This window comes from Paraburkholderia sp. NPDC080076 (assembly GCF_050281145.1).
Taxonomy (GTDB): domain Bacteria; phylum Pseudomonadota; class Gammaproteobacteria; order Burkholderiales; family Burkholderiaceae; genus Paraburkholderia.
Genome location: NZ_JBNNWQ010000001.1, coordinates 891,491 through 909,370 on the forward strand (window position 1 = coordinate 891,491; position 17,880 = coordinate 909,370).

The 17,880-nt window shown below is 60.4% G+C and carries 16 protein-coding genes; 8 read left to right on the forward strand and 8 right to left on the reverse strand.

Annotated features, from left to right (window positions below):
• Positions 1 to 10 precede the first annotated feature (10 nt).
• The 4 genes from ACQKRQ_RS04005 to ACQKRQ_RS04020 all read left to right on the forward strand — a co-directional run bounded on the left by ACQKRQ_RS04005 (position 11) and on the right by ACQKRQ_RS04020 (position 5,231).
• The gene (locus ACQKRQ_RS04005; RefSeq protein WP_427475191.1) at positions 11 to 1,996 is read left to right on the forward strand and encodes a beta-galactosidase; all 1,986 of its coding nucleotides are present in this window, start codon (positions 11 to 13) and stop codon (positions 1,994 to 1,996) included.
• A gap of 87 nt (positions 1,997 to 2,083) precedes the next feature.
• Positions 2,084 to 3,337, forward strand: coding sequence for an ABC transporter substrate-binding protein (locus ACQKRQ_RS04010; protein WP_427475193.1), 1,254 nt, complete (start codon positions 2,084 to 2,086; stop codon positions 3,335 to 3,337).
• Between the two features lie 54 nt (positions 3,338 to 3,391).
• Positions 3,392 to 4,369 (forward strand): carbohydrate ABC transporter permease, encoded by a 978-nt coding sequence (locus ACQKRQ_RS04015; protein ID WP_132377660.1) that lies wholly within the window; start codon positions 3,392 to 3,394, stop codon positions 4,367 to 4,369.
• Between the two features lie 10 nt (positions 4,370 to 4,379).
• The gene (locus ACQKRQ_RS04020) at positions 4,380 to 5,231 is read left to right on the forward strand and encodes a carbohydrate ABC transporter permease (protein WP_132377659.1); all 852 of its coding nucleotides are present in this window, start codon (positions 4,380 to 4,382) and stop codon (positions 5,229 to 5,231) included.
• Positions 5,232 to 5,378: 147 nt separating this feature from the next.
• Here ACQKRQ_RS04020 and ACQKRQ_RS04025 read toward each other — a convergent pair whose 3' ends face one another.
• Entirely contained in the window at positions 5,379 to 7,217 is a 1,839-nt protein-coding gene (locus ACQKRQ_RS04025; protein WP_427475196.1) for a tannase/feruloyl esterase family alpha/beta hydrolase, read from the reverse strand.
• Between the two features lie 584 nt (positions 7,218 to 7,801).
• On the opposite strand from ACQKRQ_RS04025, the gene ACQKRQ_RS04030 reads away from it, so the two are divergent.
• Positions 7,802 to 8,302 (forward strand): lysozyme inhibitor LprI family protein, encoded by a 501-nt coding sequence (locus tag ACQKRQ_RS04030; protein WP_427475198.1) that lies wholly within the window; start codon positions 7,802 to 7,804, stop codon positions 8,300 to 8,302.
• A 45-nt stretch (positions 8,303 to 8,347) separates the two neighbouring features.
• Here ACQKRQ_RS04030 and ACQKRQ_RS04035 read toward each other — a convergent pair whose 3' ends face one another.
• The 7 genes from ACQKRQ_RS04035 to ACQKRQ_RS04065 form a co-directional block, all read right to left on the reverse strand.
• On the reverse strand, positions 8,348 to 9,031 hold the full coding sequence (locus ACQKRQ_RS04035; protein WP_427475200.1) for a TonB family protein: 684 nt from the start codon (positions 9,029 to 9,031) through the stop codon (positions 8,348 to 8,350).
• A 4-nt stretch (positions 9,032 to 9,035) separates the two neighbouring features.
• Positions 9,036 to 9,434 (reverse strand): ExbD/TolR family protein, encoded by a 399-nt coding sequence (locus tag ACQKRQ_RS04040; protein WP_427475202.1) that lies wholly within the window; start codon positions 9,432 to 9,434, stop codon positions 9,036 to 9,038.
• On the reverse strand, positions 9,431 to 10,078 hold the full coding sequence (locus tag ACQKRQ_RS04045; protein WP_427475204.1) for a MotA/TolQ/ExbB proton channel family protein: 648 nt from the start codon (positions 10,076 to 10,078) through the stop codon (positions 9,431 to 9,433). Before ACQKRQ_RS04045 ends, ACQKRQ_RS04040 begins: the two co-directional genes overlap by 4 nt.
• A 27-nt stretch (positions 10,079 to 10,105) precedes the next feature.
• On the reverse strand, positions 10,106 to 12,451 hold the full coding sequence (locus tag ACQKRQ_RS04050; protein WP_427475206.1) for a TonB-dependent receptor: 2,346 nt from the start codon (positions 12,449 to 12,451) through the stop codon (positions 10,106 to 10,108).
• Positions 12,452 to 13,008: 557 nt separating this feature from the next.
• Positions 13,009 to 13,803 (reverse strand): alpha/beta hydrolase, encoded by a 795-nt coding sequence (locus tag ACQKRQ_RS04055; RefSeq protein ID WP_427475208.1) that lies wholly within the window; start codon positions 13,801 to 13,803, stop codon positions 13,009 to 13,011.
• A gap of 114 nt (positions 13,804 to 13,917) precedes the next feature.
• Positions 13,918 to 14,268 carry a DUF4148 domain-containing protein gene (locus tag ACQKRQ_RS04060; RefSeq protein WP_132377651.1) on the reverse strand — a complete coding sequence of 117 codons (351 nt, stop codon included), beginning with the start codon at positions 14,266 to 14,268 and terminating at the stop codon, positions 13,918 to 13,920.
• 64 nt (positions 14,269 to 14,332) lie between these two features.
• The gene (locus tag ACQKRQ_RS04065; protein WP_165923924.1) at positions 14,333 to 14,482 is read right to left on the reverse strand and encodes a hypothetical protein; all 150 of its coding nucleotides are present in this window, start codon (positions 14,480 to 14,482) and stop codon (positions 14,333 to 14,335) included.
• A gap of 467 nt (positions 14,483 to 14,949) precedes the next feature.
• Here ACQKRQ_RS04065 and ACQKRQ_RS04070 point away from each other — a divergent pair, with 467 nt between their 5' ends.
• The 3 genes from ACQKRQ_RS04070 to ACQKRQ_RS04080 all read left to right on the forward strand — a co-directional run bounded on the left by ACQKRQ_RS04070 (position 14,950) and on the right by ACQKRQ_RS04080 (position 17,774).
• Positions 14,950 to 16,194 (forward strand): Crp/Fnr family transcriptional regulator, encoded by a 1,245-nt coding sequence (locus ACQKRQ_RS04070; protein ID WP_427475210.1) that lies wholly within the window; start codon positions 14,950 to 14,952, stop codon positions 16,192 to 16,194.
• A 72-nt stretch (positions 16,195 to 16,266) separates the two neighbouring features.
• A complete protein-coding gene (locus ACQKRQ_RS04075; protein ID WP_408249522.1) occupies positions 16,267 to 17,031 on the forward strand; it encodes a flagellar motor protein in 765 nt (254 codons plus the stop codon).
• Between the two features lie 74 nt (positions 17,032 to 17,105).
• Positions 17,106 to 17,774 carry an OmpA family protein gene (locus ACQKRQ_RS04080; protein ID WP_427475212.1) on the forward strand — a complete coding sequence of 223 codons (669 nt, stop codon included), beginning with the start codon at positions 17,106 to 17,108 and terminating at the stop codon, positions 17,772 to 17,774.
• Positions 17,775 to 17,880: the final 106 nt, after the last annotated feature.

Genomic DNA, 17,880 nt, shown 5'->3' on the forward strand with positions numbered 1-17,880 from the left:
GGACATTCGGATGCGCCTTGGAGTCTGTTATTACCCGGAACACTGGCCGGAGTCGATGTGGGAAGACGACGCTCGCCGGATGAAAGCCCTCGGCATCGAACAGGTGCGAATCGCCGAATTTGCCTGGAGCCGGATCGAGCCGACGCCGGGCGAATACGATTGGGGCTGGCTCGACCGCTCGATCGATGTGCTGGGTGCAGCCGGCCTGCAAGTGGTGATGTGCACGCCGACAGCGACGCCACCCAAGTGGTTGATCGACCGCCATCCCGACATTCTGCCGGTCGGTGCGGACGGCCGTCCCCGTGCGTTCGGTTCGCGTCGTCATTACGACTTTTCTTCGCCGTCGTATTTCGCCGCGTCGCAGCGGATTTGCACGGCGGTGGCCGAGCGCTACGGCAAGCATCCGGCTGTCGCGTACTGGCAAACCGACAATGAGTTCGGCTGCCATCACACGGTGGTCAGTTATTCGCCGGCGGCGGTGGGGCGCTTTCGCGAGTGGCTCAAAGCGCGCTATCACACCATCGACGCATTGAACCGCGCATGGGGCACGGTGTTCTGGAGCATGGAGTACCGCAGCTTCGACGAGATCGACGCGCCGGTGGCGACCGTGACGGAAGCGCATCCTTCGCATCGCCTCGATTACCGGCGGTTCGCGTCCGACGAGGTGGCGCGCTATAACCGCATGCAGGTCGAGATCATCCGCGCGCATTCGCCGGGACGGCCGGTCGCGCACAACTTCATGCAACTCTTCACCGAGTTCGATCACTACAAGGTCGCCGCCGATCTCGACGTGGCGACGTGGGACAGCTATCCGCTCGGCGCGCTCGAAGAACAATGGTTCGCGCCGGAGGTAAAGGCGCGCTGGTTGCGCAGCGGGCATCCCGACTTCGCGTCGTTCAATCACGATGTCTATCGTGGCATGTCGAAGCTGCCGTTCTGGGTGATGGAGCAGCAGCCGGGTCCGGTGAACTGGGCGCAGTGGAATCCGGCGCCGCTGCCGGGCATGGTACGGCTGTGGAGTTGGGAAGCGTTCGCGCACGGCGCGGGCTGTGTGTCGTACTTCCGCTGGCGTCAGGCGCCGTTCGCGCAGGAACAGATGCATGCGGGACTGAACAGGCCCGATAACCGGCTCGACGTGGGTGGCAACGAGGCGGCGCAAGTTGCCGGCGAGATTCGCACAGTGCTCGCCGCGAATGCCGACGCCAATGCCGCGATTCGTTCGAAGGTCGCGCTCGTCTACGACTACGAGGCGAAGTGGCTGTTCGAGATTCATCCGCAGGGAGCGGACTTTCACTATCCGCGCTTTGCCTTCGAGTATTACTCGGCGCTGCGCGCGCTCGGCCTCGACGTGGATATCGTGCCGGTCGACGCGCCGCTGGATGGTTACTGTCTGATCGTCGTGCCGCCGCTGCCGGTCGTGCCGGCTGATTTTGCAGAGCGTCTGGCGAGTTCGGGCGCGCAGGTCGTACTCGGGCCGCGCACGGGTTCGAAGACTCAGGATTTGCAGATTCCCGCGAGCCTGCCACCTGGCGCGCTGGGGTCGGTGCTGCCATTGCGCGTATGGCGTGTCGAATCGATGCGGCCGAATGTGACCGAAGCAGTGCGGCTACTGGGCAATCCGGCCTCGAGTGAAGCGGACGGTTTCGCGCGTCACTGGCGTGATTTCGTTGAGAGCGATGCGGCTTATTCGCTTGACGTGCGCGCCCGATTCGCGGACGGCCATCCCGCGTATGTTCGAAGCGGCGCGTTCCACTACCTCGCGAGTCTGTTCGATGATGCACTTACCCTGCGCCTGTTCGAGCGGATCGCGCAGGAAGCGGGTGTGGCAACGATGCCGCTCGGCGATAGCGTGCGAGTGAGCCGCCGCGGCGCGCTGACCTACGTGTTCAACTACGGCGACGCGACGCACACGCTCGCCGATGTAGCCGACGATGCCTTCGTGATCGGTTCGCATGCAATCGAACCGCAAGGCGTGGCAGTCTATCGAACCCGATAGTGGTCTGATGCACCGACGCAGTGTCCAACGAAATTCCATGCAGTAAAGACAACGACGCAAAATCAAGGAATAAAGGAGACAGGCAACATGAAACTGAAACCACGCAAAATTCTGTTGGCACTTGCGCTGACCGCCGCGGCTGTGGGGACGTCGGCCGTCAGCACGGCCCAGGCGGGTACGCTCACGGCCAATATCGCGTTCAAGGGCGCGAGCCAGCGCGCGGTGTGGCAATCGGTCGTCGACGACTTCAAGAAGGCGCATCCCGGCATCGACGTAAAGGTGTCGTTCGTCGACGAAGAAGCGTACAAGGTGCAACTGCCCGGCTGGCTGACAACGGTCGCGCCCGACATCGTCAACTGGCATGACGGCGAACGCATGGCCTATTACGCGCAGCGCGGCCTGTTCGAAGACCTGAGCGGCGACTGGGCGAAGAACGGCTGGAACGAGATGTATGCGTCGACCAAGGAAGCGTCGTCGTATAAGGGCAAGCAGTACGCCGCCCCGACCGTGTACTACTCGTGGGGCATGTTCTATCGCAAGGATCTGTTTCAGAAGGCGGGCATTAGCGGCGAGCCGAAAACGTGGGATCAGTTTCTCGAAGACTGCAAGAAGCTGAAGGCGGCCGGCATCACGCCGATCGCCGTGGCGGGCCGCGACGCATGGACGCTTGCGGGCTGGTTCGATTATCTCGACCTGCGTTTGAACGGCAATGCGTTCCATCAGAAGCTGATGGCGGGCGAGATTGCGTACACCGATCCACGCGTGAAGAAGGTCTACACGACGTGGAAGCAATTGATCGACGCGGGCTATTTCATCGACAACTCGCTCTCCTACGATCTCGATTCGGTGCAGCCGTTCCTGTTCCAGGGCAAGGCCGCGATGATGCTGATGGGCACGTTCATCACCGCTGGTTTCCCGCCGAACGTGAAGCCGGAAATGGGCTACTTCCAGTTCCCGATCATCGACGCGAAGGCGCCGACGGCCGAAGACGGTCCGGTGGAGTCGCTGCATATTCCGTCGAAGGCGAAGAACAAGGCGGACGCGCACACGTTCCTGGCGTTCGTCGAGACACCGGAAATCGGCGCAAAGCTGGCAACCGGGCTCGGCTCGTTGTCGGCGAACAGCAAGTCGCCGGAACCGGAAGATCCGATCTCCAAGATCGGCTTCCAGATTCTTGCGAACACCAAGGGCGGCATCGCGCAGTTCTATGATCGCGACATGACCAAGGAAATGGCTGACGAAGGCATGAAGGGGATGCAGCAGTTCATCTCCGATCCCACGAAGCTCGACGACGTGCTCGCGCAACTCGAGCAGACGCGCAAGCGGATCTACAAGAAGTGAGCGGCGGCGGCCGCGAGGCCGCCTTCCGTTGCATCTGATCTGGAGAGAACGATCGTGTCGCATTCCGTCACCCGCCACACTGTCGGCGGTCCCGCTGAACCCGGCGGTCCGGGTTTGCCCACGCCGGGCGGCGCCTTGCGTGGCCGCAAGCCGGCCACCGCACGGCGCCGCCGTCCGTCGCCCACCGCGCGCCGGCAGCGGCGCGCCGCTTTTCTGTTTCTGGCGCCGGCCTGCGTGATGGTGGCCATTTACGTGGTGTGGCCGATCCTGTCGACCATCCGCCTGAGCTTTTTCAACTGGGATGGCATGAGCGACCCGTCGTTCGTCGGCCTCGCGAACTACGTGGAGTTGTTCCATGCGCAGACGTTCTATACGGCGCTCAAGAACAACGTCATCTGGCTGCTGCTGTTCCTGCTCGCTCCGCCGATGGGCCTCGCCGTCGCGTTGTATCTGAATCAGGCGGTGGCCGGCATCCGTATCGTCAAATCGCTTTTCTTCGCGCCGTTCGTGTTGTCGGGCGTGGTGGTCGGTTTGATCTTCTCGTGGTTCTACGACCCGACCTTCGGCCTGCTCGCGATGATTCTCGGCCACGGCGTGCCGGTGCTCGGCGACCCGCGCTATGCGACGTTCGGCATCGTGTTCGCGGCGCTGTGGCCGCAAACCGCCTACTGCATGATTCTTTATCTGACCGGCCTCACGTCGCTGAACGCCGAACAGATCGAGGCCGCGCGCATGGAAGGCGCGCGCGGCTGGTCGATGCTGTGGCACGTGATCCTGCCGCAACTGCGGCCGACCACCTTCATGGCGATCGTGGTGACTATCATCGGCGCGCTGCGCAGCTTCGATCTGATCTCGGTGATGACGAGCGGCGGTCCGTTCGAAAGCTCGACCGTGCTCGCGTATTACATGTACGACCAGGCGATCAAGTACTACCGCATCGGCTATTCGGCGGCGGTGGCGGTCGTGCTGTTTGCCATCATGCTGGTGTACATCGTTTATCACTTGCGGCGGATGCTGCGCGCCGAGCAATAAGGAGCCGACCATGTTTCCGATTCCCATCGACAAATGGAAGCCGGCCACTCGCCGCATGTACAAACTGACGTTGCCGGTCGCGCTGCTGATCTGGCTGCTGCCGATGATCGCGGTGCTCGTCACGTCCGTGCGTTCGACAGAAGAGTTGAGCGAGGGCAACTATTGGGGCTGGCCGAAGCACTTCGCGATGTTCGAAAACTATCGCGAGGCGCTGACCACGTCGCCGATGTTGCATTACTTCTGGAACAGTGTGTTGATCACGGTGCCTGCCGTGGTGGGCTCGATTGCATTGGCGGCGATGGCCGGTTTCGCGTTGGCGATCTACCGGTTCCGTGGCAATTCGACTTTGTTCGCGACGTTCGTGGCGGGCAATTTCGTGCCGGTGCAGGTGCTGATGATTCCGGTGCGGGATTTGTCGTTGCAACTTGGTCTCTTCAATACCGTCAGTGCGCTGATTCTGTTTCACGTGTCGTTTCAGACGGGATTTTGCGCGCTGTTTCTGCGTAACTTCATCAAACAGTTGCCGTTCGAACTGGTCGAGGCGGCACGCATCGAAGGCGCGAATGAGTGGACAGTGTTCTTCAAGATCGTGCTGCCGTTGATCCGGCCGGCACTCGCGGCATTGGCGATCCTCGTGTTCACGTTTGTCTGGAACGACTACTTCTGGGCGCTGTGTCTGACCCAAGGCGACGACGCCGCGCCGATTACCGTGGGCGTGGCCGCATTGAAAGGGCAGTGGACCACGGCGTGGAATCTTGTTTCGGCGGGATCGATTCTCGCGGCATTGCCGTCAGTGGCGATGTTCTTTGCGATGCAGAAACATTTTGTGGCCGGGTTGACGTTTGGGGCGACGAAGGGTTGAAGGGGTTGTGTGTCGTATCGAGAAGGGTTGCCCGCGAAAGCGGGCTTTTTTTGTTGCTGAAACTCCTGCTAACCGCATTGCCTCGCAAGAGGTGCGGATAGCAGGAGCGTAGTCTTTTCAGTTCAGTTCGCTAAAGCCTGAATGGCCTCAGTTGTTGTTCCAGTGAGTCGGAACCTTACGATAGCTGCTCCAGTTATTGCCGCCTTTGCAGATCAGATCCGAACCGTGGGTCTGACACCAGGCTTCATAACCCGGTGAGTAGAGCCACTCGCCGATCCAGTGCAGATCGACGTGCGGATCCGATGACGGCGTGGAGGCCACGAAGTTGGCAGCGTCGTCCGTGCTGCCCGAGCCCGTGTAGTGAGCTACGGCCGGATACGGGAACACCGGACGCGTCCGCGTCGTTTGACCGTTCGCGTCCACGATCGAGGCGACGATCTTGCCCGGCTTGGTGCCGGTCTCCGCCCACGCCATCACCGACGTCACGATGTCGAACGTGTTCGGGCCGTTGCCGCCACCGCAGTGCGCGACGCCGGGGAACAGATAGAGCCTCGTGAATTGATCGACCTTGTCGCTACCCATGTAGTACTTCATCTGCTCGTAGTACTCGATCGTGCCGCGCGGCGTGATGTGCTGATCTTCGAGGCCGTGCCACAGGATCAGCTTGCCGCCACGGCGGGCGAACGGGCTCAGGTCCGGATCGGTTGCCGCGAGATAGCTCGACACCGGCACGGTCTTCAGGAAGCCTTCGATCGTGAACTTGAGGTTGCTCAAGGTGGCGGAAGGATTCGAACCGTTGAAATAGTCGAGGTACTGCAGGAACGGCAGAACGAAGTTGATGCTCCCGCTCGGCCCGGCGTCGGTGGCCGGCACGAACAGACTCCAGTTCAACTCTCCGCCCCACTCACGCGAGACCGGTTGCTCGAGATGGACGCCGTTCGCATCGGTGGCACCGTCATGAATCTCGCGTACGACATTCACTTCGGCTTGCGACAGACAGGTGGATGCCGCCTGGCCTTTTGCGCACAGCATGGACTGCGGATTGAAGTGGCACACTTGCGGATTGTCGATCACACCGTCAGTCACACCGTCGATGCTATCGCACGCTTGCAGCACGGCAGCGTGAATCAGCGGCAGCTTGCTGGCGAGCAGAACGTACTTGCCGGTCTTCGGATCGAGATTGATTACCGCGGGCCACGCGTGATGGAATGTGTTCTGAACGATGAGGTCGTTTGCTGGCGCGCCCGCCGCGATGCCGTCGAAGTCATCCGGGAAACGCTGTGCTTCCATCAACGCTTCACGTCCGCCATCGGAACAACCATCGAAGTACGAATACTTCGCTGGCCGCGCGTAGAACTTGTTGATGATCGCCTTGGAGACCTGTGCGGTGGCATGCTCCGCGCGATACGCGAAGTCGATCCTGGTTTGCGGATTGAGTGCCCACGAGCCGTCGTTACCACCTTCGTGGCCCATGTCGGTCGCGGCCATCGCGATCTGTCCGTTGGTCACCGGTACGCAGGTCGAGGCCATCGGCGCATTGACGGACAGGTTGCCGCACAGGCCGCCGCAACCGGCCTGCAAGTAGCGCTGCGTCCAGCCTTGCGTAGGCAATTGCAACTCGAATAGCGAGGCGCCCGGTCCGATCGTCCCCTTCACATCGCACACGGCTGCCGGTAGTGTGTTCTGCCCCACGACGGTGCCTGCAGGGAGCACCGTCGCGGACGTAATGGTGACCGTGCCATCGGTGACGCCGCTGAGGTCCATGCTCATCACGGCGGCGCAGTTCATGGCCGGCATGACGGCGGGGAGGTTGGCTAAACCAGTGGTGGCAGCGCTTGCGTTGATCGGCATGCCGAGCATCGCAATCAGCGCGGCGCCCATTAGCGCGGCAAATGATCTGCCGCCGACGGTCTGTTGAAGAAGCCAGGTCCGTACTGCTAGCGGCCAGCCTCGTGTTGCACATCCTGTTTTGAAAAGACCAGGCATCTTTGTCTCCTGTCGTTGTCGTCGATTGACGCGGGGCGGACATTGTCCGCGACCGTCGGAATGGGGACCGCTTGAATCACACCGCAATCGACCTCGGTGCGCGGGTTCAATATAGGCGGGCGTGATAGGGGAAAGAAGGCGTGGCGCGGCTGCCAGAAAGACGATCGAAATAAGCTATCCGAATCTTTCTGGTTGTTGCCGCTAATTGCGGGCGCGATCTGGAGCGCTTCATTAATTAGAAAGCGCCGCAAAAACAATGGGGTAGGGCAGGGTGTCGGGTGGTTCGACGAGGTGGCGCGTCGAGCGACTCCGTTGCGTGTGTCATTCCACCCGATAAGAAAAATAGATTGGATTGCATAACTTTCGCAATCGTTGCCTGATCGATACCGTCATCGATGCCGCCGGTGCTGCGTGGAAATATCGTGTAAGCACTTTTGAATCACGGCATGTTCTCCCGTCATCGGGCCACTTCATGAGCGCTATCCTGCTGTCACCGCTATCGCAGTCCTTGATTGCATGGCAGCAGGCCGCGACACAGTCTCGCCGCGCCTGAGCCTGGTTAATTCCCTGAACAGAGGCCCGGTATGTCCACCTTGAACACCGTTTTCTCCCGCACCCTTCAACGCCTCACGACGCCGTGCGCATTGCTGTCGATCGGCTTACTGGTCGCAGGCGCCACGCTTGCCATGGATGCGTCCGCGGCAAGCTTCAAGTGCACGAGCAAGTCGTCCGCGTCGGAAAAGATCGTCTGTAAAGATCCGGCACTGTCGGCACTCGACGACCGTCTCGCCGCGGCGTGGCAGCGCGCGCAAGACACCACGCTCGACACGGCCGCGCTTGAAGCCGCGCGCACGCATCAATGGCTGTGGCGCCAGCACAACTGTACCGATCAGGCTTGCGTGAAGAGCTGGTACGACCGCCGTATCGCTGAACTGGACGCCGACTACGAGCAAGCGAAGCAGGCGCGCCGCGAAGCGTTCGACGCGTCGCTGGCCGGGCAGAACCTTGCGCCTTCGGCGGCCGATGCGGTTCGGAAGATGAAGGGAGAGTCCGTTGCGAACGCGACGACTGCTAGTGCACAGTAGTTGCCGGCGGTGATGGCGCGTCGGTGGGCACGACGCCTCGGCGCGCTAGTTCACGTTGAAATGCACGCGGACGTCCTGCCGGCTTTCGACCGGACGGCCGCTCTGCAACGCCGGAAAGAAGCGCCATTTGCGAAGGGCTTCGAGGAGAAGCTGGTTGAGGCGTGGATTGGGAGTCGGCTTGAGCAGTTCGACATCGACCGAGCCATCGGCGTGAATTACGAAGCGCGCGGTCGCGACGGTTTGATACGCCTGCTCGCGTAGGTCGTCGGGCAACTCAGGCAACGGTTGCGCGATGGCGCGCGCGGCTGCATCACCGGCAGACATGGCGGGCTGAGATGTGCTTTGTCTTTCCTCCGACGAGTTGGTTGAATGCACGGGCGAGTCGGCGGGCGCGCTGGTTTCATTGGGAGCAGCGATCTGGGCTGGGTGCCTATCCGGCGTCGGCATCCGTGGAGCGGGTGCTTCAGTGTGTCTAGGCACGACGTGCGGGCGTGGCTCAACCGGCCGCGGTGGCTTGACCACAGGCGTTGGCTCGGTATGTATTGCCGGCGGTGGATCGAGTTCCACCACGCGCACCTCCAGCGGCTTGTCTGGTGCCGGCTCGGATGTCGTTGCGTCGAGCCAATGTCCGAGCGCGAACAGAAACACGAGCCAGAGCACGAGCGCGATAAAAATCGCCAGCCCGATCCTAAGCTTCGGCGAACCATCGACGGTGGTGGTCAGACGCATCGCGCTATTCACGATGCACGGCGATCAGAAAATGCGCCGCGCCGGCGCGGCGTGCGGCGAGCATGGCTTGCACGACCGTGCCGTGGCCCGCTGCGTCGTCGGCGGCAATGACGACATTTGCGTCGGGCTGCAACAGGCGCTTTATCGTCGGCTCGATCTGATCGGGACGCACGGGCAGATGGTTCACGAAGATCTCATTGCGGCGATCGACCGAAATGGTCAACGGTTCGTGCGCGTCCATCTGCTGCGCGCGGCCCGCGGGCAAGGTCAGCTTGACGGCATCGAGCCGCTGCATGGCGAGCGAAGCGAGCATGAACGTCGCCAGCAGAAAGAACATCACGTCGATCATCGGAATGATTTCGATGCGGCCGCGCCTGGTCGCGCGCGAGCGTTTGAACTTCACGAGTGCGCTCCGGCAGCGGCAGCGGCAAGGCGGATTTCACCGAGCCGCGCATTCGCGAACGATTCGAGTTCATCCATCAGACGTTCAAGCCGCCGTGAAAAGTAGTTGAACGCGAAGAGTGCGAACAGCGCGACGACGAGACCGATCGCAGTCGCCACCAACGACTGTGCCACCCCGCCGGTGACGCCGGCCGGATCGACGAGCCCCGTGCCGCCGAACAACTGAAACGAATGCATCATGCCGACGATGGTGCCGAGCAGGCCCAGCAGCGGCGCGGCCGTGACGATCGTCTCCAGCACCCAGAAACCCCTGCTCATATCGCGCTCGATTTGCGAAGCGACCGACTGCGCATTGGCTTCGCGCAGCCACAGCGGAATGGACGGGTCGGGCAGCCACGGTGCGTTCATCCGCCTGAATGCGTTCTGACTCGCGGCGTGATTCAATCCGTTGTTCACCTCAACGGTTGATCCAACCTTGTGAATATCGTGTGCGGCCTGAATGCCTGGCGGCAAGCGGCCAAAACGCAAAAACACATAGGCGCGATCGAGGACGATCGCAACCGCCAAAACAGCGAGTACCGTGAGCGGATAGATAACCCATCCGCCCACACGCACCGCCGCCAGAATATTCGTCCAATCCTGCATAACCGACCTCGTTGCCGTGTGACAGATTTAAAAGTGCTTGGTGATACCGGCATAGACGGCGAAATGCGGGCCGTATTGCGGCGCGCCCACCCCGATGCCCGAGCCGTCGCGTAACTCATAGACCCGATTGAACGCATTGACGACCAGCAAGCGTGCATCGAACTTGCCGACGAGAGGCTGGTTGAAGTGCTGGATCACGCCGAGATTGATCTGTGCATAGACGGGTAGGCGATCGGTATTGGCAAAACCGCTTCTCAAGCCGCTGCCCACGAGGCCGTCGAAGGTGAACGTCGTTCTGCCGAGGTCGTACGTTCCGCCGAATGACGCGGTCACGCGCTGGTCGTGATCCAGATACACCCAATGGTCGTTGATGAAGGCGAGTTCGTCCGCTTCGAAATTGAATTGGGCGGAATCGATCTGTTTGCCCTGCGCCCGGCTGTAGGCTAGGTTCAGATAGGCGGACACGTTGTCCTGCTTGTAGTTCGCGGTGAACTCGAGTCCGTACACGCGTCCGTACTGATAGTTGAACGGCGTGAAGATGAGGGCGGAGCCGAACTGTCCTTCGTCGAGCAGGTTGGTGGATTTCTTGTAGTAAGCGTCGATGCCGACTGTCACGTTCGAACCGAGCCGCTGCGTGACGCCAAGATCGAAATAGTGGCTGCGTTCGGGTTGTACCTGATCGTTCAGGCTCGACGGACTCTGGTTTGTCGTGCCGTTGAAGCGGCTAATGGTCGAGCCCGACACCAGTTCGAACGCGGGCGGCGTGAAGTAGCGCGCGTACCCGGCGTGAAAGGTGGTGGTCGGCGTCAGCGCATAGACAAGCCCAATGCGAGGACTCAGCTGGCTCGCGCTGACGTATTCGTCCATCTTGTCGTAACGTAGCCCGTAGTTGAGTGTGAGCTTGTCGGTGATTTTCCATTCGTCCTGCACATAAGCGCTGTACAGGTAGCCGGTTTTGCTGCTCGAGTCGTGGATATTGAATGGCTGGTCGGACAGCTGATTGCCGTCGGCGTCCGTTGGGAAGACGTTGACGCTGTCGTCGAATACGGCGTGCTCCTGCTGGAAGAACAGGCCGGCGCGAATCGTATGCTTGGCGTTGAGTCGCCACGTGGTGTCAACTTGCGCGCCGTTGGCCGAGTTGCTGTGAAAGTCCTGGGATGCTACGCCGTTGAACAGCAGGTCGCCCACCGGATCGGGATTGAATTGCGTTCGCGTATAGCGGGTAAATAGCGCGACCTGGTAGTCCAGTGCGCCGCCATTGGTACCCTGAAGCGCCACCACGGCAAAATTGTTCAACTCCGATTGCGTTTCGTTCAACTGACTCGAATCGAACGTGCTGTTGCCGTTGAGCGTGAAATTGGTCGGCAGACCGGGCGTGTTCGGGATTTCGAACTGGTTGCTCGTGGTGCCGAACATCAGGCTCACCCGCGTGAGTGGATTGATGATGTACGACATATAACCGAACGCGTCGCCCTGACGGGTGTGGTCGTGAATGGCGTTTGCGCTTGCAGTGGGATTCTCGATGCCGAGGTTGTTGACGCCGAGCGAGCCGCTGAAGTAGTAGCTGAACGGACCTTGCGTGCCGAACACGTCCGCGCTGGTCTTGAGGGTCTGGTGGCTGCCGCCGAACACGTCGATCGTGCCGCCGTTGCCCGCATCGCCCGTCTTCGTGCGGATGTCCACGACACCGGCCGTGCGGTAGCCGTACTGTGCCGGCAACGCGCCGGTAAGCAGATTGACCTGGTCGATGATGCGCGTGTCGAGCGCCTGCCCAAAACCGCTGATCGGCTCGGGAATCATGATGCCGTTGATACGGTACTGCAGATTGGCGTGGTCTCCGCGCACATGCAATTGACCGTACGAATCGCCGGCTACGCCGGGCGCCTGCAGCAGCACCTGATTCAGTGGCGTGTCCTGGCCCGCGGGTAGCGCATCGATATCGGCCTGGCTGAAGCGGTACACGCTGCTACCGGTCTCCGGCAACAACCCATTGCGTGCTCTGTCCAGTCGTTTCGCGTTCACCTGAACGTCGAGTGTGCCGCTCTTCGCGAGACTGACACTGACGGTGCTTTCCGTGCCGGCGCTCGTGGTCGTGATGCTGTTGCCGCTCTCAAAGCCCGCTGCGGTGACGACGACCGCGTAGGTGCCCGGTGTCACGTGCGCGATGGCAAAGCGGCCTTCGGCGTTCGTTTTTGCCTCGCTGATAGCGGCGCCGCTCGCGTTCTGCACGATCACTGTGGCGTTGTTGACGGGGCGGCCAGTGGCATCTGTCACTGCGCCGGTTACTGAACTTTCGTCGATTGCGGCGTAGGCGTGGGCGGCGATTGCGAACAGCATCAAGGCTGCAGAGGAGACGCGCGTGCGGTTTTTCATCGTTATGTATTCGAGTGTGTTGGCGACTGGGTCGATGCGTTTTTTCTGTCTTGGTCGACGGATTTCCTGGGGCTGAACGTGCGCGGCGCTGGATAGCGGTGCGGATCTCCTTTCAACTGCGGCAGTCTTTTGAAACGTCGACGGAATGTTATATCATTACATTCATGGAAAACAATAACAAGTTGATGGCGCGTTGGTTTTGAGGCGCGGGATGAGATGGCGAGCGTCATTCGCAGGCACGCGGCTGCCCGGTTTCGGACAGTCGTCGTTCGGCGCGTCTTATCGGTTGTGCGTGTCGCGCGCCGGCTGAGGCGGCGGAAGGGCGGTTTTGATCGCGTGTCGAGCGGTTTTGTCGAGCCGACCAGGCAATTGTTGCCGTCGCAGACGACGTGGCTCATCCGGCTGCGACGAAGTTGCAGCCGTGGGCGCTAAAGTTCAGAGGATGGCTTGTTGCAGATGCACGAGCATCGCCACGCTTAGAGCAGCGTGGCGGGCAGAGAGCGATTGCTTGGCGAAATGAGGCTCTTCGAATCGCTGTGGATTGTCGATACGCCAGTTCAAGACTGCGCATGCTTCGCCGCGTCCTCGATGACAGCGGTCACTTCCTTCGGCCGTGATTCGTAGACCGAGTGGCTTGCGCCCGGGATCACCGTCGTATGGCTATGTGCGCGTGCGTAATACCAGCGTTCGAGATCGGGGTTGATGATCTTGTCGTCGGCCGCTACGATGCCCCAGCTCGGCTTGGTCGTCCACGCGGCGACTGTCATCGGCGCCGAGAACACTTTTGCGGCTGTCAGGATTTGCGCGTGCGATTCGAACTGCGCTTGCTTGAGCGGCAAATCGGCAGCGAAATCCTTGGGGAAGTCCGCGGGATTCAGATAGGTGTATCCGTCGCTAGTCTTCATGATCGCGCCCGGCTGCTTCGACGTGTAGCTCGGCATGCCCTTGCCAAGGTCGCTTTCGTCTTCGCCGACTGCCGGTGCGTGCGCGGCCACGTACACCAGGCCCACCACGTTCGGGTTCACGCCGGCTTCGGTAATGACCGAACCGCCGTAGCTGTGAGCCACGAGAATCGTCGGACCGTTCTGCTGATCGAGCACGCGTTTGGTCGCGGCGACGTCGTCGTCGAGCGAGGTCAGCGGTTCCTGCACGATGGTGACGTGATAACCGTCTTTGGTCAGTCTGTCATAGACCGGTTTCCAACCCGAGCCGTCCACCCATGCGCCGTGTACGAGAACGATGTTGTGGACCGGCGCATTCTGCGGTTTGGCATCTTGCGCCATCGCGCCAGTCGAGGCGAAAAGGGCGGCGGACAACGACAAGGCCGTGGCGACGAGAGGCAAAACTTTCATGACAAACTCCGGTTTACAAGTGAGAGATCTTCTTTAAAAATATTCCGAATTTCTTGTGAAAAGTAGGAATCCTGTTGATATCGAAGGCGGAACAGGATTCCCGATACGTGTCATTCAGCTGCCGAAAAAGACGTTGCAGAAGCTGACGGGGCCGACGCAACTGGAATCCGTCGACGCGTGCTTGTGCATGCCGGACGAAGAGCTGCCGTCCTGCGCCACGCCGCCGTACGACGACTGCGTCGTTTGCGGAGCGTTCTGCGCGGCGACCTTCGCTTCGGCGGCTTGAATGGCGGCGGGGTAATTAGCATCGTCCCCGAGCGAAGGGTTGTAGCCCGCCTGTTCGAGGCGCACCAGATCGGCACGCACTTCGGCGCGTGTGACGGGGGCATTTGATTGTGCGAAGCTCAGAACAGGAGCGGCCAACGTGCCGACGGCGAGAGCGAAACAAACAAGAGCTTTTTTCATGATAAAAATTCCTTCGTAAATGCGATGAGTTGGGTGGTAACGATTGCCTGTAAAGCGTGCTGAATTAGCTGCCGAAGTACGGGGTGCAGAAACCTGCGGGGCCGACACACTGCTGCGTGTTCGTGTGCATATGTTCCTTCGCCGAGGCTTGGGTAGCGAAACCTGCCGAAGCGAGAACGATCAGCGAGAGAATGATGGAAAGTTTACTTTTCATTTGGATACCTAACTAGTAAAAGATTGAAGATGCCTTGCGAATTAAGTGAAGCTACGTCTTTACTCGTCCACTGACATGACCTGCTTGCAACGAGAGCAGCGCGTACATGCCTCTTTCGTCACTATCGTGCAGCGTTCGTCGCTGTCATGTAGGGGCAAACACCTCGGGTTTCCGCTTATTCCAAATTTTTTCGCGAGTGTGACGAAAAAATTGAGTCTTACATTTTCATGAACGTCCGGTGCGTCGACGGCGGACCTTTCTGTCATCCGTCGAAAAAAGCTGCATCGCGCCAAGCCTTGTCCAGTAAGGCTCCCAAACGTTTGCGCTGTTAAGTCTGAGGATTACGTTTATTAAAGCTTTGCGTTTTGCATGTCGTTATCCAGTCCAATAATGTGGACCATCGGACACGCGCGAGCCTTCAGCACGGCTGGCGCTGGACGAGGAAATAGCTCTTCGGGGGAATCATCTTGAATCACCAACGATCGCCATGGTCGCGTACAGCGGCTCCGGGCGAAGTCATCTATTCCGAAGGCTTCGCGGGCGACGCCGTCGTCTACGTCATTGCGGATGGCAAAGTCGAAATCTCCACCCAGTGCGACGAGAAGAAAGTGATTCTCGCGACACTAGGCAAAGGCGAGTTTTTCGGCGAGGCGGCTTTGTTGCCGCCCGAACCACGGGCACATACCGCGAAAGCGCTGAGCTTCTGCCAATTGACCGTCATCGCGGCCAACGTGGTGGAGGACGAACTCGAGCGCGTCTCGCCGTTGCTTCGCCATATCGTACGCACGCTGATCCGGCGAGTGAAAAAGAAGGACGACGTTCTCGCCACCAATACGCACGCTGATTTTCTGCCGGGCGTCGTGTCGTACGCGCATGTCCTTTCGTTGATGGCGGGCGGCGAGAACGCCGACAGGCCGGACGGCCGCATGCGCCGAGCGCAAGGCGAGGAATTCTCGGTACCACTGCCCGACGTGATCAGGAAGTGCCATGCGATTGCCGGTCATTCGCGTCCGCATGTGATGGCCATGCTCAAACGGATGGAGAAGCTCAATCTCGTTTCGCTCGAACCGGGCCGCTCCGATCGCTCGACCAACACGTCGGCGCGCTATTCCGCGCAGGACGGCGCGACGAGCCGGCAACTGGTCACGTTCGATCCGCTGCGAATCACCGAGCGCGCGCAACAGGTGGCGGACCACGATCTCGATCTCTCCATCAGCAGCGAGTTGGAACTGATCGAACTGGACGACCTGGAAGCCTTGATCGGCGTCGAGAAGAAGGTGATTCTCAACAAGCTGTCCCACGCTGAAATCGCGGAAGACATCTTCGCTTTTCGCAAGACCAGGGTGCTGAACTATGTCGAAGAAAAGGGCATCAGCTATTTCTCGCGCCGCAATACTCGTGATCTGAGCGAACTGAAGTCGCTCGACGATCTGGAGTTTGTCGACCAACGAACCTTGTTCGAAGCGGTGAGCGCATTCGACACATACGACCTCGCGAAACTGCTTTCCGCCGTGACGGGCCAGCCGATCGCCGAGCGCCTGCTCTCGGTGATGACCGAGGCGAGAAAGAAAGAAGTCTCGTGGGTCATGCGTCGTGAGATCAGGATCGATCCGCTCGAAATTGCCGAGATCGAAGAACGCTTTCTCGAAACCGTGCGGGCGATCAAAGCTCCGGCGGCCGCGCCTGCGCCGCTGTCCAATCTGGATGCCTGACGCGCAACACGCAAACGGCACGCACTGTCGACTTCGAGCTTCGAAGGCGCGGGCGGCCATTCGAGAGGACGTATGGATCTTTTGACGCTATTTGGCGCGGTGTTCGGCGTGACCGCGATCGTCGCGGGCTTTTCACTCGAGGGCGGGCACTTCACTTCGCTGTTTCAGTTGGAGGCATTCGTCATCGTTCTGGGCGGCACCTTCGGTGCGGTGATGATTCAGAACACCTGGGCGAGGTTTTACGACGGCATCAAGCAACTGCGCCTGGCTTTTGTGAAGGCGCGGCAGGTCGATCGCGAGAGCCTGTCGGTCCTGCTCGAATGGGGCGATCAGGCGAAGCTGAACGGCATGCTGGTGTTCGAGTCGATCGAGGCGGGCGGCATCAATCCGTTTGCCAAACGAGGTTTGGAACTGCTGGCAAACGGTGTTTCGACGGCTGTGCTCGAAGACGCCTTGCAACGGGAACTGGATGCATACGAGCGCAATCACATGGCGGCCGCGCGGATCTGGCAACAGGCGGGCGGTTACGCGCCGACGTTCGGCATTCTGGGCGCCGTGCTTGGTCTGATTCAGGTGACCGGCCATATGCTCGAGCCCGCGCAACTCGGGCAAGGTATCGCGGTGGCTTTCGTCGCGACGCTATATGGCCTCGCTCTCGCTAATCTGGTCTTTCTGCCGTTGTACGGAAAGATCAGGGCGCAGGTGGATAGTGAATTGCGCTTCCGGCGTTTATATCTCGACGGCTTGCTCGCGATCTCGCGCAAGGAGTCGCCTCACACCATCGAGACGCGGCTCGCGGGTGACGTGCGGGAAAGATCGGCCGAGTTGCTGGGCTAGCCGGGTCCGGCTCGCGCATATGACAAGCGAGCCGGAACCCATCACACGTAATTTCGGACGCGGGCTTTTCGGGTATGAACACCTCCTCGGGTAACAAGCGCCTCACGGCGGATAAGACCGGCTATGACGCCGCCGACGAAGGCGAGGAGCAGTCGGGGCGCTGGCTGATCTCCTACGCCGATCTCATCACGACGCTGATGGTGTTGTTCCTCGCGCTCTATGTGCTGCAGTTGGCAAAGACGAGGGAACTCGAAATCAACGCGCTGGAGCGCCATGCGGTGACAGAGGCGACGTCCGCTACGCCGGATGCCTCGAAGAAGCGGCTTCTTTCTCTGTTGGAGCCACTTCAGGACAATCGCCAGATTACGATTACGAACGCGGCTCACGGCGTGGAAATCGCCATCAACGCAAAGGTTCTGTTCAATTCGGGCGACGCGCGTTTATTGCCGGAATCATTTGGCGTGTTGAATCAGATTGCCGGCGTGCTGCGTGACAAGTCGAAGAACAACATTCTCGTGGAAGGACATACGGACAACGCGCCGATCTCGACGGCGAAATACGAGTCTAATTGGGAGCTGTCTTCCGCACGAGCCGGCGCGGTGGTTCGCTTCTTCGCGGACAAAGGCATCGAAGCGCACAGAATGGCCGCGATCGGGCGGGCCGACAATTTCCCCTTGATCATCGGCGATGACGCGGCGGCGCGCGCCGCGAATCGTCGCGTGACTATTCTCGTCGAGTACTGAATTGCTGCGGGTCGAGAATAGGCTAACGCACGACCCGCAGCATCCAGGTACCCATTCGCGCTAGAGTATCGACAGCGGCCCCGCCGCGATTCCACGCATTCCGCCG

Coding starts and splice junctions, on each gene's coding strand:
- ACQKRQ_RS04050 (WP_427475206.1), bottom strand. CDS start 12,451: ATGAAAAACCGCACGCGCGTCTCCTCTGCAGCCTTGATGCTGTTCGCA.
- ACQKRQ_RS04075 (WP_408249522.1), top strand. CDS start 16,267: ATGGATCTTTTGACGCTATTTGGCGCGGTGTTCGGCGTGACCGCGATC.
- ACQKRQ_RS04030 (WP_427475198.1), top strand. CDS start 7,802: ATGTCCACCTTGAACACCGTTTTCTCCCGCACCCTTCAACGCCTCACG.
- ACQKRQ_RS04010 (WP_427475193.1), top strand. CDS start 2,084: ATGAAACTGAAACCACGCAAAATTCTGTTGGCACTTGCGCTGACCGCC.
- ACQKRQ_RS04060 (WP_132377651.1), bottom strand. CDS start 14,268: ATGAAAAAAGCTCTTGTTTGTTTCGCTCTCGCCGTCGGCACGTTGGCC.
- ACQKRQ_RS04065 (WP_165923924.1), bottom strand. CDS start 14,482: ATGAAAAGTAAACTTTCCATCATTCTCTCGCTGATCGTTCTCGCTTCG.
- ACQKRQ_RS04005 (WP_427475191.1), top strand. CDS start 11: ATGCGCCTTGGAGTCTGTTATTACCCGGAACACTGGCCGGAGTCGATG.
- ACQKRQ_RS04025 (WP_427475196.1), bottom strand. CDS start 7,217: ATGCCTGGTCTTTTCAAAACAGGATGTGCAACACGAGGCTGGCCGCTA.
- ACQKRQ_RS04035 (WP_427475200.1), bottom strand. CDS start 9,031: ATGCGTCTGACCACCACCGTCGATGGTTCGCCGAAGCTTAGGATCGGG.
- ACQKRQ_RS04045 (WP_427475204.1), bottom strand. CDS start 10,078: ATGCAGGATTGGACGAATATTCTGGCGGCGGTGCGTGTGGGCGGATGG.
- ACQKRQ_RS04055 (WP_427475208.1), bottom strand. CDS start 13,803: ATGAAAGTTTTGCCTCTCGTCGCCACGGCCTTGTCGTTGTCCGCCGCC.
- ACQKRQ_RS04020 (WP_132377659.1), top strand. CDS start 4,380: ATGTTTCCGATTCCCATCGACAAATGGAAGCCGGCCACTCGCCGCATG.
- ACQKRQ_RS04080 (WP_427475212.1), top strand. CDS start 17,106: ATGAACACCTCCTCGGGTAACAAGCGCCTCACGGCGGATAAGACCGGC.